The sequence below is a fragment of the Halobacillus hunanensis genome (assembly GCF_900166655.1).
Lineage (GTDB): Bacteria > Bacillota > Bacilli > Bacillales > Halobacillaceae > Halobacillus_A > Halobacillus_A hunanensis.
Map to the genome: position 1 here is coordinate 453,889 of NZ_FVZB01000007.1, position 14,728 is coordinate 468,616.

The 14,728-nt window shown below is 42.9% G+C and carries 13 protein-coding genes and 1 pseudogene; 11 read left to right on the forward strand and 3 right to left on the reverse strand.

Features of this window, described 5'->3' with window-relative positions:
• Window positions 1–107: 107 nt before the first annotated feature.
• The 6 genes from tatA to B5354_RS14945 all read left to right on the forward strand — a co-directional run bounded on the left by tatA (window position 108) and on the right by B5354_RS14945 (window position 5,914).
• A complete protein-coding gene (tatA, locus tag B5354_RS14920; RefSeq protein WP_079529603.1) occupies window positions 108–326 on the forward strand; it encodes a twin-arginine translocase TatA/TatE family subunit in 219 nt (72 codons plus the stop codon).
• A 19-nt stretch (window positions 327–345) separates the two neighbouring features.
• Entirely contained in the window at window positions 346–1,089 is a 744-nt protein-coding gene (gene tatC / locus B5354_RS14925) for a twin-arginine translocase subunit TatC (protein ID WP_245804805.1), read from the forward strand.
• Window positions 1,090–1,452: 363 nt separating this feature from the next.
• Entirely contained in the window at window positions 1,453–2,160 is a 708-nt protein-coding gene (locus B5354_RS14930; RefSeq protein WP_079529604.1) for a MerR family transcriptional regulator, read from the forward strand.
• 156 nt (window positions 2,161–2,316) lie between these two features.
• Window positions 2,317–2,757 (forward strand): hypothetical protein, encoded by a 441-nt coding sequence (locus B5354_RS14935; RefSeq protein WP_079529605.1) that lies wholly within the window; start codon window positions 2,317–2,319, stop codon window positions 2,755–2,757.
• A gap of 532 nt (window positions 2,758–3,289) precedes the next feature.
• Window positions 3,290–5,629 (forward strand): penicillin acylase family protein, encoded by a 2,340-nt coding sequence (locus B5354_RS14940; protein ID WP_079530599.1) that lies wholly within the window; start codon window positions 3,290–3,292, stop codon window positions 5,627–5,629.
• Between the two features lie 66 nt (window positions 5,630–5,695).
• Complete coding sequence (locus tag B5354_RS14945; RefSeq protein WP_079529606.1) at window positions 5,696–5,914, forward strand: hypothetical protein; 219 nt, start codon at window positions 5,696–5,698, stop codon at window positions 5,912–5,914.
• Between the two features lie 219 nt (window positions 5,915–6,133).
• On the opposite strand, the gene B5354_RS14950 is transcribed toward B5354_RS14945, so the two are convergent.
• Entirely contained in the window at window positions 6,134–6,931 is a 798-nt protein-coding gene (locus B5354_RS14950; protein WP_176142507.1) for a helix-turn-helix domain-containing protein, read from the reverse strand.
• 478 nt (window positions 6,932–7,409) lie between these two features.
• On the opposite strand from B5354_RS14950, the pseudogene B5354_RS21105 reads away from it, so the two are divergent.
• A pseudogene (locus B5354_RS21105) lies at window positions 7,410–7,586 on the forward strand (DUF4181 domain-containing protein); the annotation flags it as partial.
• Between the two features lie 99 nt (window positions 7,587–7,685).
• On the opposite strand, the gene nfsA reads toward B5354_RS21105, so the two are convergent.
• Window positions 7,686–8,423, reverse strand: coding sequence for an oxygen-insensitive NADPH nitroreductase (gene nfsA, locus B5354_RS14965; protein ID WP_079529609.1), 738 nt, complete (start codon window positions 8,421–8,423; stop codon window positions 7,686–7,688).
• Window positions 8,424–8,576: 153 nt separating this feature from the next.
• On the opposite strand from nfsA, the gene B5354_RS14970 reads away from it, so the two are divergent.
• Complete coding sequence (locus B5354_RS14970) at window positions 8,577–8,927, forward strand: hypothetical protein (protein ID WP_079529610.1); 351 nt, start codon at window positions 8,577–8,579, stop codon at window positions 8,925–8,927.
• A 9-nt stretch (window positions 8,928–8,936) separates the two neighbouring features.
• Here B5354_RS14970 and B5354_RS14975 read toward each other — a convergent pair whose 3' ends face one another.
• A complete protein-coding gene (locus B5354_RS14975; protein WP_079529611.1) occupies window positions 8,937–9,188 on the reverse strand; it encodes a hypothetical protein in 252 nt (83 codons plus the stop codon).
• Between the two features lie 261 nt (window positions 9,189–9,449).
• On the opposite strand from B5354_RS14975, the gene B5354_RS14980 reads away from it, so the two are divergent.
• The 3 genes from B5354_RS14980 to B5354_RS14990 all read left to right on the forward strand — a co-directional run bounded on the left by B5354_RS14980 (window position 9,450) and on the right by B5354_RS14990 (window position 14,652).
• Window positions 9,450–11,465 carry a penicillin-binding transpeptidase domain-containing protein gene (locus B5354_RS14980; protein WP_079529612.1) on the forward strand — a complete coding sequence of 672 codons (2,016 nt, stop codon included), beginning with the start codon at window positions 9,450–9,452 and terminating at the stop codon, window positions 11,463–11,465.
• A 196-nt stretch (window positions 11,466–11,661) separates the two neighbouring features.
• Window positions 11,662–12,678: a ribosome small subunit-dependent GTPase A gene (rsgA, locus tag B5354_RS14985; protein WP_079529613.1), complete on the forward strand. Its 1,017-nt coding sequence runs from the start codon at window positions 11,662–11,664 to the stop codon at window positions 12,676–12,678.
• A 360-nt stretch (window positions 12,679–13,038) separates the two neighbouring features.
• Complete coding sequence (locus tag B5354_RS14990) at window positions 13,039–14,652, forward strand: long-chain-fatty-acid--CoA ligase (RefSeq protein WP_079529614.1); 1,614 nt, start codon at window positions 13,039–13,041, stop codon at window positions 14,650–14,652.
• The last annotated feature ends 76 nt before the right edge of the window (window positions 14,653–14,728 follow it).

The following is a 14,728-nucleotide window of genomic DNA, read 5'->3' on the forward strand; positions in this document are numbered from 1 at the left end:
TATGCATGATGAGAGTAAGACTTTTCAGAGCCAGAATGTACTTGTAGCACACGTTCAACCTGCTTAAGTCTTCTGGCTCTATATTAGAGTAAAAAGGAGCGATCATGATGGGTTTTGCAAATATAGGTATACCAGGTTTGATTATTATTTTAGTGGTTACTTTGATTATTTTCGGACCTAAAAAACTACCTGAAATCGGTTCGGCATTTGGCCAGACATTATCAGAGTTCAAAAAATCAGCAAACAGCCTGATGAATGATGAGGAACATGATCAGAAGAAAAATGATGATACCTCTGAAGATGGGAAAAAAGATCATTCATCTTAATGTCTAGGAGGAATCGATTATGCAAGAAGCACACGTAGAGAAACAAGCAGTGGAGGACGATGAACAGCCACTGGTCGAACATATTGCCGATCTGAGAAAAGCGATAATTGGTTCGTTGATCTTTTTTGTCGTCTGTTTTATTGGTATTCTAGTTTCTATCAATTACGTCATCCCAGTCGTCACAGACGGAAACGAACTAGTGATGCTGGGACCACTTGATGTGGTCAGGTTTTATACAGGGATCGCGGGAAGCCTTAGTCTTGGCTTCTCAGCTCCATTTATAGGTTACCAGGCTTGGAAATTCGTGAAACCGGCGATGACGACGAAAGAAAGCAAAACAGCATTATCATTTATACCGGGCATTTTAATTAGCTTTTTAACAGGAATCGCTTTTGGCTTTTTTATCGTGTTTCCGACTGTCTATGGATTTCTAATGGGCATTGGAGATCAAAATTTTGAGATGATGATCACAGCTAAAGAATATTTTTCTTTTATGCTGATGACAACACTTCCGCTTGGTTTTCTATTTGAGGTCCCGCTTTTACTTATGTTTTTGACAGCTATAGGAATCGTAACTCCTAGTAATTTGAGGGGGATGAGGAAGTATGGGTATCTCGTAATGGCGATTGTTTCCGCCTTGATTACACCACCTGATCTTCTTTCTCAACTTATAGTTCTTATTCCTTTAATTGTGTTATATGAGCTGGGAATAATGCTTTCGAAAGTAGTGTACGAGCGGAAGTGGGAAAAGAATGAGGAATAGGCCCTGCACGACGCAGGGTCGTTCGACGTTGGCACAGGACGTGCCGTTCTTAGTCGAACTTCCTTTTTCGCCTCCTCGTGCATTAAACAGCACTTCGTTAGTCTATTTACTTAAGATATTTAATTATGTGAATACAGTAAACCCCAAAATTGGGCATATTAGACTTCCTGGATAGCTGGAACATGTTTTGGTGGGGGCATTCCTTTTCAATAAAATAAATCCATGAACTTTTCACCATATCGCTTTCCAAGGATTCCTTATAATGTGGGCTGATAGACTCCTGTTCAAAATCGAATCGCTAGGCGATATGCTCTTGTCAAAATCGTGCATAACCTTCATATTTAAAAGAGAAGGAGGTTCGACATGCGACACGATATCAAACCTAATGAACGAGCTTTCACTACTAAAGAGGTAGCTGAAGAATTGAACATCGCAACCCCGACTGTTCGAAAGTATGGACAGATTTTAGAGCGAAATGGCTATGAGTTTTTTAAAGATGGGCATCGGCGTATATTCGTGCGTTCTGATATCGAATCGCTTATAGCGTTACGCGATACGGAAAGGCCGGCTGACGATACAGCCAAAGCCCTTGCTGATCTGCAAAAAGAAAGATTGGAAGGGGTTAGTGATACGCAAGTAGCGGTATCCGATACATATGACAATGCTCTCCAGGATCCTCATCAATTAAAAGAGTTCTTACTGTTTATATCTAATGAACTTGCAGCCTCACGCGAAATGAATGTGCAGCTTTCGAAGGATATATCCGAACTGCAAACGACAGTTTCCCGACTGCGCCAGGATCATCATGCCATCAGTTCGGGAGTTGGAAATTCTACACAAAAGATGAATATGAAAATAGAAAAATTGATGGAACAACAGCAAACCCAATATGAAACGCTGCTGCAAGAAGAACAGGAAAAGAACGAATCCTTGAAAAATGAATTGCAAACGATTCGCAATGAACAGAAAGAAGTTTGGCGTTCACAACAGAATTTTAATAAGCGTATAGAAGAGTCGGTAAATAAACCTAAAGGAAAATGGGACTGGCTGTTCTCCTTATTCGGCAAATAAATCGACTAAATGAGGTTGCCGCTGACATAATCTTTACACTTGAATCTTTTTTGAGTTCAAGTGTTTTTTGTTTAACGTTGAAAGCCCCTGGCAAAAATACAGCCAAGTTGGAGTCATCTTGAATAGTATAGTAAAAAAGTATAAGTGGTGAGAAATATGAGTGATCAACCATCCTCACGTCATCAGCCTGTATATGGATCTCTCTATGGATTATCTAGTAATTTTCTTACACCAGTGAATCATAAACCGATCGAATTTGTTACGGCTGGCCCTACTTCTGGAATGGATGCAGATCCCGTGACCAATTCGATAACCGTCAATAGTCCTGGTATTTACGAAGTGGAGTTTTCCTTAACGAATAGTGTATCTCATTCAGCGGGAACGTTCCTTCGTTACAGCATCGTCATTAATGAAAATATTCAATTCATCGGGAGTCTATACTTTTCCAATAGTACAACAGTTACCAACTTTTATAACGGTTCGAAGAAAATGCTATTGAATTTAAACAGTAATGATATCATTACTGTTGTACCAAATGGCATTATTGGAAACAATCAATATTTAAACCCAGAGTTAATTGTAAAGAAAATCATTTAATAGCTCCTAACCCGCACGAGTCCGGGACAGAACTGAATTATGCATAAAACAATCCGGACAATTTCATTTGAATTTGTCCGGATTATTTGCATACCAAGAAAGGAATTCTACCATCGCTCCGTCAAAATGCTTCGCTTTCCTCGGCCCCACAGGACGTGGGGTCGTTCGGTGTTGGCACACGACGTGCCGAACTTAACCGAACATCCTCTAAAAAGTCGAGCTTCCTCGGAAAGCAAAAAGCGCTTTCCTGTGGGATCTTCGACTCGCGCTGTTCCCGCAGGAGTCTACACATTTTGACTGGGCTAATTGTCTGCGTTTATACGATTTATTTTTTAATGTTTGTTTTTTGGAATCATTGCTTTACTTATGTCCCAGCCTCGTGGTTTTTAGTTCCCTGACAGTGATCTATCAATATTTGACAAATTCAGTGCTGTAGTAAATAGGAATTTTCAAGTATAATTGAATCAAAAGTCACGCAAAAGGGGATGGACAAGTGGAAGCTTTAGAAACCACCTATCCAGATAAGAAAAAGATGAAACGGTGGAAAAGGGTCAGCCTGATTATTGGAATGATCGTCTTGATCCTAATAGTCGGCATATTATTTTTTGTAAACGGTTACATCAACCGAAGTCTTCCCGAGATTTCCGGGGAAATAAATATCGAAGGGCTGCATAAAAGTGTCAGTGTGACAAGAGATGAACATGGAGTTCCGCATATTAACGCCAGCAATGCCCATGATTTGTTTATGGCGCAAGGGTTTGTGCAGGCGCAGGATCGATTGTTTCAAATGGAGCTCTCGAGAAGGCAAGCTTCAGGGACGTTAAGTGAAGTGATTGGAGAGGCTACTATTAAGCAGGATAAGTATTTCAGAACATTAGGACTTCGAAGAGCGGCTGAAGCCTCTCTGCCTAAGTACTCAGCGGAAGCGATCCAAAGTTTACAGGCTTTTGCTGATGGCGTGAATGCTTATATGGAAAAGGCTATCGAGGAAAACAGTCTGCCTCCTGGATTTGCCTTGATGGGGATTGAGCCTAAACCGTGGAATCCTATTGATTCATTAACCATTGGTAAGTACATGGCTTTTGATTTGGGTGGACATTGGGAACGACAAGCGTTTAATTATTACTTACTGAATGAATTCCCTGAAGCTAAAGCTCTCGAATTATTTCCGACGTATCCCGAAGATGCTCCAACAATTTTAAACGAAGCGGAGCCTGTTAACGTAGCAGCTAGTTTTAAGGACGCTGTCATCCCGCCGGAGTTTAATGGCAGCAACAACTGGGTGCTCAGCGGGGAACGAACGGCATCAGGGTATCCGCTGCTAGCTGATGATCCCCACTTAGGGTTAGCTGCACCGTCGATATGGTACCAAATGCACTTGAATTCACCAGAATATCAAGTGTCAGGGGTGATTTTTGCCGGAATTCCAGGAATTATCCTTGGTCACAACGAGGATATCGCCTGGGGCGTAACGAATGTCGGTCCTGATGTGCAACAGCTTTATATCGAAAAAAGAAATCCAAAACAGCCGGATGAATTTCTTTTTGAGGGAGAATGGGAGCAAGCTGAAGTCATTTCGGAGCCTATTAAGGTAAAGGGTGAGGAAACAATCGATTATAAGGTCTTGGAAACACGGCACGGCCCCGTGATTAGTGAATTTGCTGAGAAAAGCGGGGAAGACGTTGTGATGTCGTTGCGCTGGACGGCACTAGACCCGACCACTGAACTGGAAGCTGTATTAGAAATCAATCAGGCCAGCAATTGGAAGGAGTTTGAAGCGGGGTTGGAGAAATTTCTCGCTCCTGCACAGAACTTTGTTTTTGCCTCTAAAGAAGGCACTATTGCTTATAAAGCGAATGGACGAATTCCCATTTATGAAGATGGAGATGACGCTTTGCTGCCGCTAAGGGGATGGGAGCAGGAAGACGAGTGGCAGGGGTATATCCCATTTGATGAGCTGCCAACGACGGTTAATCCTGAAAAAGGGTATATTGCCACGGCCAATAATAAAGTGGTTAGTGAGTCGTATCCCTACCATATTAGTCATAACTGGGCCCAGCCTTATCGTTATCAGCGGATCGTTGAGATGATAGAGACAAAAGAAGAACATACATTGGACAGTATGAAGGCGATGCAGCTCGACGTAAAAAACTTACAAGCTGTTGAGTTTTTGCCGTATATGGTAAAAGTGGCAGGTAACGGGGAGGATGAGGCTGAGCAGACAGCCTTAGATTTGTTGAAAAAATGGGAATATCAAGACCTTCATACCTTACCGCAGCCGCTCATTTTTCACACATGGATGGAAAACATAGAGGACACGCTTTACAATGAAACGATTCCGAAAGACATGCAGGATCTGTTTCACGGAATGGGTCAAACGACAGATGAATTACTGAGAGACGTAAGAAATGGTGGAAGCTCGATCTGGATCGAAGAGGCTGGCGGGATCGAACGAGTTGTGCAAGAGTCTTTAAGTGTGACCATCGAAGAATTATCAACGCAATTTGGTGAGAATCCACAGGAGTGGTCGTGGGGAGAACATCACGCTGTAGAGTTCACCCATCCGCTTTCAAGCATTGCCATGCTGGAGCGGTTTTATAATCCTGGTGATCCTGTGCCTGTCAGCGGCAGCCGTGTGACGGTAAGAGCGGCCGGTTATAATGCCAACGGGATCGTCAATTACGGCGCATCCTGGCGTTACGTGATTGATTTAGCGAATCCGACAGCAGCAGACCACGTGGTGGGACCAGGGCAATCCGGCCATTTTCGGAGCAAGTGGTATCGCGATCAATTTGATGATTGGGTGAACGGTGGATACCATACGACAGATATGAACGATTATACGGGAGATGTTTTGAAATTAGTCCCGTAGAATGAGGAAGGTGTTCTCAAACCATGTTTGAGGACGCCTTTTTCGATGAAAAAGAGAAGGTAAATTATGTTAAAATGGGAACGGGGTGTTAACGTGTCTAAGTATGACCCGAATCGCTCCACACCGTTTAACGATGCGACAGAACATAAACAAAAAATAGAAGGGTACCCAAGTGGTGGAGGCGGACGGATGCCTCTGTTAATCAGTCTGATCGGCTACTTTATCTTTGGCGGGATCTTTTTGATGTTGATTATGGCTGTGTGTACAGCGATTTTTCTTGAATAATCATGAAATGCTTATTTTAATTTAATTAGAGGGACGTGAATGTATGTCGGATTTTATAGTTATTTTTTTCTTAACCTTGGTTAGTGTAGTTGTCATTCATTTTTTCTATTATCGTCTTGTTATCAATAAGGGCAGGATGATCACCAAAAATAGTGCGGTTGTCTTACTCATTCAAAGCCTCCTCATTACGATACTGCTGTCCTGCATGTAAGCTTATTCTTAGTCCTCTAACCAGTCGTAATAAAGGTTCGAGCTGTCGGCCATCACTTCTTTGCGAACCGTTTGAGTGAACATTTGCTTCAACCCACCGTAAAAATATCCGAGGAAGTGCTTCTTAATAGTGCCTTCTCGTTTCGCAAAAATCGCTTGTTTGAAAGTTTGATTAATCTGTTCGATGTACCATTCAATCGGGTAGGTAAGATTTACATATTTGTAGGCGTGTAAGGCGCTTTTCCATGCTGACAAAATTTCGCTATGTGATAAAAATGATCGGGAAACGCTAATAAAGGTCTGTGGGATGTAGGATGGCAGAAAATCAGAATTGACCGTAGTGGTAATATTCTCCTTATCATTGTTGTTCAACACGGGTTCGGCGTCTGATGAAGATTTTTCCATAGAAGTCGATTCGAGAGGGGTTTCTAGTTCGATGAGACCTTCTGATGGCTGCTCGGGTTTAGGCAGACATTCGGTCTCGTCCGTAAGAAATACAAGGATATTGACACCGCGCTTACCATTTGGCCGGGTTGTCGGGATGCGTGTAAGTAATCCTTTCTTTACCAGGCAATTAATCGCGCGAATTACGGTGCTGCGGCTTTTGTTGGTTTTGGTCTGGATGGTTTCCACTTTAGAAAAGGAAACGCCAGGGTACTTAACGGAATGACGCCATATGTATTTCAGAATTGTCAGAGTCCCCTCTGATAGAGCTGGTTTATGATGGTACAGGAAGGCTCGCACACGAAAGTCTAGTTCTTTTTTTGTCGGAAATGGTTGGAGGTTACGGAGATTTTCTATATTCAAAGTGATCATGTCCTCTTTTCGCTCTATTTACTTCTATAATCGAATGAGAGGATAAGTTAGGTGTCGTGTTTGTAATAAAAATTTTTGAAAAAATATGTTGTAGGAGTAGTCGTAGTCGTTCAGTATTTATTTCAAATCTTTTTATAATCATTATTTCTTCTTTGTTTCCGGCACGATTATTCTCCAGGAAACCGCATCGTAACAAGGGTTTCGGGAGTTCGGTGCAGTGTCATATACCGTGTCATGTGGGGTGTCAGAATTCTTAATTGTTCTTATGAAAAAATTAGAATGAAGGTGGGATTACAAATTGTAGAATGGTATTTGATATCCATATTTTCACTACTCGTTCTTCTGTTAAATACGGTAATTGATAAAAAATTACGAAAGAAACTGGATATTCAGAAGTCGAAATTCTTTGATCGCTATAAGAGGAAGCATCCAATTCAAACATGGGGGGGAGTCTCTTCTCATGATCCTGATGGTGGCAGGGTCTGTTTACTTCGGCTTCGTGAAAGAGGGTTTGCTTAATTCAGAAATCTATTTTCTATTATTCTTCATAGTTTTTGGCTGTTTTCGAGCTGCAATGGAATGGATGTTTGCACGCGAAACGAAAGAACATATTTTTACCGTCACTTCAGTTATTTCATGCTTTGCTGTCCTAATTTTTGTGGTTAAGCATACAGATGTAATGTTTTACATAAAAAGGAGCCTGTGTGGACCGAAAACTGGTCCACACAGGCCTCACTTTTTTCGACTATCGCTTATTAAATCCTTTCTTCTGCACAAGGTCTGTTACGTCCATGCGCATCGGTTTCGTGAAGCGGCGAATCATTTGCTCAGACCACGTGTCTTTCCTGGTGTTCGTAGAACGAGACTGATAATAACCGGAAATTTCTTGGTCGAATGCAGCCACATCTTCTTCATAGGACGGGTATTTATTTTCTGCATAAACCGCCGAAATCGGCAAGCGCGGTTTCAACTCAGGCTGATGGTCCGGTGTTCCAATGGCCATTCCAAACAAAGGAATGACGTGCTTAGGCAGCTCAAGAATTTCATCAGTTCGTTCCAAGTTATTGCGAATACTTCCGAGGTAACACATGCCAAGCCCCATAGATTCAGCAGCAATGGCCGCGTTCTGAGCAGCGAGAGCAGCATCGATTGCTGCGACTAAGAAATGCTCACTGTTTTCCAAGTTCGCAAGAGATGCTTCGTATTGTTCACTCTCAGCCTGGGCAACTGGCCTTTTCAGGTCTGCACAAAAAATTAACAGGTGGCCATTTTGGGTTACGTGCGGGTGGCCGCTTACTTCAGCCAGGGCAGCCTTCTTATCTGAATCAGTAATCCCTATGATCGTATAAGCCATCATGTAGCTTGAGGTCGATGCTTGCTGGGCTGCTTTAATAATCGTATGGATTTGCTCGTCTGTTAATTTTTTATCGGTAAATTTGCGAATGCTGCGGTGATTTAATAACGTTTCAATAGTTTCATTCATTCGATTTCCTCCAATTATGTGTGATCTTGCAAAAAGGATAACATAGGAAGTTATGAATTGCTGTATTTATGCATTTACATTGTACAGATAGAGGGATTCCCCCCATATATGTAGAAAGAATAAAGAACATATCGTATGGGATGGTGAACTCTTTTGACAAATATTTATAATTTTGACTTTTACAAAGTAAGAAAAGAAGTAAAAGGAGTCACCAAAAAGAGGACGACGGTGTACGAGATTTACTTGTCCACAGTGAAATTTGTTCATAAGCATGGGAAAGGCTCATATCCTAACAATGCGGAGTACTTGACCACGCAAACGGATATGCGAAAATTTTTCAATGAAGATGAGTCGGCTCTGTTATGTGTGCTTGAGGATCTTAAGAATTACTGGGAAATCAGTGGAGACACTCAGGAAGAACTGATAATGACCTTAGTGTTTGAGGAGTTTCCCACTCTCGGTCATGTATGCAGCTTTATCGAAAGCAGGGTAAAAGATTCGTAAGACTACAAATTATAGTCTTACAACCTCTTTTGTTTTCTTCTTGTTTATGGCACCCATGTAAAACTCGACGATTCCGATGGCAAACATAAATGGACCAAAGCTGTAAGCGAAGAATGGACTGATTACTAAATGGAGTAGGCCGGCAACGAGCAGCATTCGGTATGATTTTTGTCTGAATGCCAGATAAGATCCGATCAAGCTGACGACAAAGACTACTAACATAATGGGTGAAAGCCAGGCAAGTTCTTGCATCCAAGCCATATATAGCACCTCCTATTCGTTATAATTGAGGATAGTTTCATAATGTTACCATTTGCGCACAGAGGCTTTCAACAGCGAAAAACGTCTAGTTTTGCTAGATCATCGAAGCGGTTTATTATAGAAGATAGTGGTCAGTCCCTCATGCTTTTTATTTAGAACGGATTTGGTATAATGAGTCTAGGGAATTATGGAGAATGATGTCAAAAGACACCCTTTTTAAAAAATGAATAAGAGAATATAAGCAGAAATAAGGGGGAGAACATGAGAAGCGCATTAGGATCATTATTGATTATCTTATGCATAGGACTTGTCGGCTGTTCCGAACAGCCGAATCCAGAAACAACCTTTAAGAAGTATATGAAGGCATGGGAAAATCAAGAATATGAAAACATGTATGCATTGCTTGGCGAAGAGTCTAAGGCTCAAGTTAAAAAAGAGGATTTTGTGGAGCGTTACAAGACAATTTATGAAGGAATTCAGATGAACAACCTCAAAGTTACATATAGTTTGCCCGAGGAAGAGGTTGAGTATAAACCAGAAGAACCTGCGAACTTTGATTACAATGTGAGCATGGAAACGCTGGCCGGGTCGATTGAATTTTCCCATCAGGCCAAGCTTACCTTTGAAGAAGGGGAAGAGGCAGAGAAGTGGGTCATGAGCTGGAATCCGGCGATGATTTTTGCCGGAATGGAGAAAGGAGACGAGATCTCCGCCCAGGTATTGAAGCCGGAACGAGGGGAGATCTTTGGTGTGAATGGTCAGGGGCTGGCTGTAAATGGCACGGTTGTGAATGTAGGACTCGTTCCTGACTGGATGGAAGAAGATGCTGAACAAATGAAGGAAAAGCTGGCTGAACTGTTGGATATTTCCATTGAAACGATTAACGAGAAGTTAGATCAATCATGGGTTCAAACCACATCATTTGTCCCACTTACTTCTATTCAAAGTGATAATGAAGACCTTATTGAAAAAATAAAGCCATTGAAGGGTACGAAATTTCAAGAGAAAACCGCTCGCGTCTATCCTTTAGGAAAAGCGGCCGCTCATTTAACGGGGTATGTCGGTTCGATTTCTGCAGAGCAGCTGGAAGAGCGAAAGGATAAAGGGTATACGTCGACCAGCACGATTGGAAAAGCGGGTCTTGAACTCGTTCTTGAGGAAAAACTGCGCGGTCAGACAGGCGGAGTCGTAGCGATCGTAGGTAGTGAAGGCAATCAACGTGAAGTGTTAGCGAAACAGGAAGCAGTTGATGGAAAGGATGTAACGCTGACGATTGATGCAGAGGTTCAAAAGTCGGTGTACAATCAATTAAAAGGCAGTGCTGGCTCTTCTGCAGCGATTCACCCCCAAACTGGTGAGGTGAAAGCACTTGTGAGCACACCAGCGTACGATCCTAATCAATTTATCTTAGGGATGACTTCTAAACAGTATTCTGAACTGCAAAATGATCCGCAAAAGCCATTGACGAACCGTTTTAATAACACGTATGCACCCGGCTCTACATTCAAGCCGATAACGGCATCGATTGGTTTAGAGACGGGAGCCATTGATCCTTCAGAAGAGATGTCAATCCCGGATCGCTCTTTCTCTAAAGAAGGCTGGGGAGATTATTCTGTAAACCGGGTCGAAAGTGCGAACGTAGATAAGTCTGTTAATTTGCGGGATGCGTTAGTTCGGTCGGATAATATTTATTTTGCCCGCACGATTCTTGAAATTGGCGGTGAAGCCTTCCTGGAAGAAGCGAAGGATTTTGGATTCTCAGAAGAGATTCCATTCACTTATCCGATTACCCCGTCGCAAATTACAGGAAAAGACGGGTTTGGTAATGAAATCGAACTGGCTGACACGGGGTACGGCCAAGGTGAGATTCAAATGAGTACGCTGCATCTGGCTCTTACCTACACTCCTTTTGTGACAAATGGGATTCTGCTAGACCCAGTTCTTATGAAGGACGAGGAAGCAAGCGTGGCCTGGCATGAAAATGTGGTCAGTAAGGAAACCGCTGCGATTCTCCGTAAAGACTTGAAGCAAGTCGTTAATAATCCGGAAGGTTCAGGGTATGAACCTCAGGTTGAAGGGCTTAGCCTGGCAGGAAAGACAGGAACAGCAGAGCTGAAGAAATCTCAAGATGCCGAGGGACAGGAAAACGGCTGGTTTGTCGCCTGGAATACCGACGATCCACGTTTGCTTGTTGCGATGATGATTGAAGATGTACAGAATGGCAGCCATGAGGTTGTTCCAAAAGTAAAAAATGTATTTCAAGAACAGCTGCAATAGCTGATCGGCACCTGATTTTACTCCTCTTGTAGAATCAGGTGTTTTTGTTAAGGAAAAATCTGCTATAATAAAGCTATTAAACAGAAGGAGTTGATGTGTTATGACAAATCTAATTGTAAACGTCCAACAAAACATCCAAACATCAAATGGAGGGCACAGCAACTCTTAATGTCCTCCAAAATACAGGAGGAATTCGGTGAATCTTTTTTTTGTACATGACTTTTTTAAGCAACAAGTAAAAGAAGACGCTCTCATCGGGCGCATTACGAGGGCATCGCAAGAGATTTATACAGTACGGACGGAAACGGATTCTTATACCGGCACCTTGTCGGGGAAATTCCGCTATGAAGCGGAGCAAACGCATCTGTGGCCGGCTATAGGCGATTGGGTCGTCTATGAGCCCTATGATCAAAATATGGCCAGGATTCATCACGTGTTAAACAGACGTACCGTATTATCTCGCAAAGCTGCTGGGACGGGAAATGACGAGCAGATTATCGCAGCGAACGTGGATGTCGTGTTTATTGTCACGTCACTGATCCAAGAATTTAACGTTCAGCGGATTGAGCGTTACGTGATGCAAGTGTATGAGAGCGGGGCAAGGCCGGTGATCGTTTGCACGAAACAGGACTTATGTGACGATGTCATGGGGAAACTTGCTCAAGTTGAACGGCATGCTCCAGGTGTTCCTGTCTATACCATAAACAGTCTTGATGGAAGTGGTATTGATGCGCTGAAACAAGAATTGATTGCAGGAGAATCGATCTCACTGATTGGCTCTTCGGGTGTTGGCAAATCGACGCTTCTGAATCGATTGATGGGGGAAGTCGTCCAACAGACGAATCAAGTCAGGGAAGAAGATGGACGCGGCCGCCATACGACGACACACCGCGAGTTATTCTCACTGCCAAACGGAACGGTGGTCATCGACACACCAGGAATGAGAGAATTACAGCTTTGGGGTGAAACCGCCAATGTCGATGCAACGTTTTCCGACATCGAGAACTTGAGTCAGCAGTGTAAATTCCGTGATTGTTCGCATGAGAAGGAGCCAGGCTGCGCGGTGACGAAAGCGATCGATGATGGAGATCTGGCCTCAGATCGTTTGAAAAATTATAATAAACTGCTTCGGGAAGTGGAGCGGCTGAAATTGAAAGAAAAATACGGTACTCATCGTACGAATCGGATCCTTCATGGTCCTAATCGTAAATAAAATTTGAGGATATTTTTACTTATAGACGCAAGGTTGTTCCTGAACTCGTGCATCATAGAGCAACGATTAAAAGACTCCCTATTGCTGCTGGACGGAAGCGGCTGTAGGGAGTTTTTTAAGGTTTTTCTCGTGGGTTGAGTTAGTTGCTCTCAGCCTCGTCTAACTGTTACAGCTAACTAAAAATTATAATTGAATTTTCAAAATAATTGAGATATAGTAAAATTAGACAGAAATAGTTTCACTTCAAGATAGTCGTTCGTAACTGGTTTAAAAAGGAGGTCACAAACTGATTCAAATCACTTCATTTTTGTAAGCGCTATCAAAATTGCGTTGTAGACGTTTTTACCAGGGGAGGAAACTATGATAAACAAAGTGTGGACAAAACATTATCCTGAGCATATTAAGAGTGAAGTCGAGATCCCGAATGTACCGCTTACTGCCATCATGCAGCAGGCTATCGACCGCTTTCCAGAGCATTCAGCGCTATCTTTTTATGGGAATGAAATCACATATAAAGAGTTAGGATTCCAAACAGGTGCTTTTGCGGCTGCCTTGCAGCATAACGGAGTCGTTAAAGGGGATCGAGTGGCGATCATGCTGCCGAACTGCCCCCATTATGTTATCAGCTATTATGGGACGTTGAAAGCTGGTGCTGTAGTAACGCAGGTGAACCCGATGCTTGTGGGCCGTGAGCTGGAGCATATATTATCAGATTCTGGAGCCGAAACGATTGTGGTCTATGCTCCACTCTTACCGGTTCTTGAAAAGGTAAAACACAACACGTCTATCAAAAATGTAATTGTTGTTGAATTTAATGGAAATCATAAGCCAGGAAACGATGAAACGGAGTTTTCTGCTTTTTTACAGGATTCTAACGGAGCACCGAAAGCTGTGTCGATCAACCCTGAAGAGGATCTCGCTGTCCTGCAATATACAGGAGGCACAACGGGGCGCTCAAAAGGGGCTATGCTCACACATCGAAATGTGGTGGCGAACGTTGTACAGACGAATGAATTTTTCAAAGACGAAGTTGTCATGGGGCAAGAGCGATATTTGACGGTGATTCCACTTTTTCATGTGTTTGGCATGACGTCTTGTATGAACTTGTCGATCCTCACGGGGTCAACGAACATCATGCTGCCGCGCTTTGAGCTTGAGGAAGTGCTGCAAACGATTAAGAAAGAGCAGCCAACCTTCTTTCCTGGGGTACCGACGATGTATGTGGCGATCACAAATCATCCAAAAGCTGAGGAGTATGGCATTGACAGCATTCGTGTGTGCAATAGCGGGAGTGCCCCTATGCCGCAAGAGTTAATGCGCAATTTTGAAGCGAAAACGGGTGCGAAGGTTTTCGAAGGCTACGGTTTATCAGAAACTTCTCCTGTGACGCACTGTAATCCGCTATTTGCCGAACGTAAGCCCGGAAGTGTGGGAATCGGTGTGCCGTCCACGGAATACAAAATAGTTGATGTTGGGGAGGGGATCGAAGAGGTACCAGCTGGTGAAACAGGCGAAGTGATTATCCGCGGTCCTCAAGTCATGAAAGGATATTGGAACATGCCTGAGGAAACGGCTGTGACACTTCGTGACGGCTGGCTTTACACAGGAGACATTGCCCGTGTTGACGATGAAGGGTATTTGTACATCATTGATCGTAAAAAAGACTTGATTATTGCGAGCGGCTATAACATTTATCCGCGTGATGTGGAAGAAATCCTTTATGAGCATGAAGCGGTACAGGAAGCAGTGGTTGTCGGTGTTCCTGATCCTTACCGCGGCGAAACTGTGCGTGCGGTCGTTGTGTTAAAAGAAGGACAATCAGCTGAGGAAGAGGAGTTGATTGCCTATTGCCGGCAAAACATGGCTGCCTTTAAAGTTCCCCGCGAGCTTGAATTTCGAAAAGAACTTCCGAAATCGAATGTCGGTAAAATCTTGAGAAGAACGATTAGAGAGGAAGCAACAAAACAAATATAAACTGGTTCTCCTTCCGAGAAAAGAAGTCCCCGGAAAAGGGACTTCTTTTGACTTTTCAGAATTATTCTTTTACTTT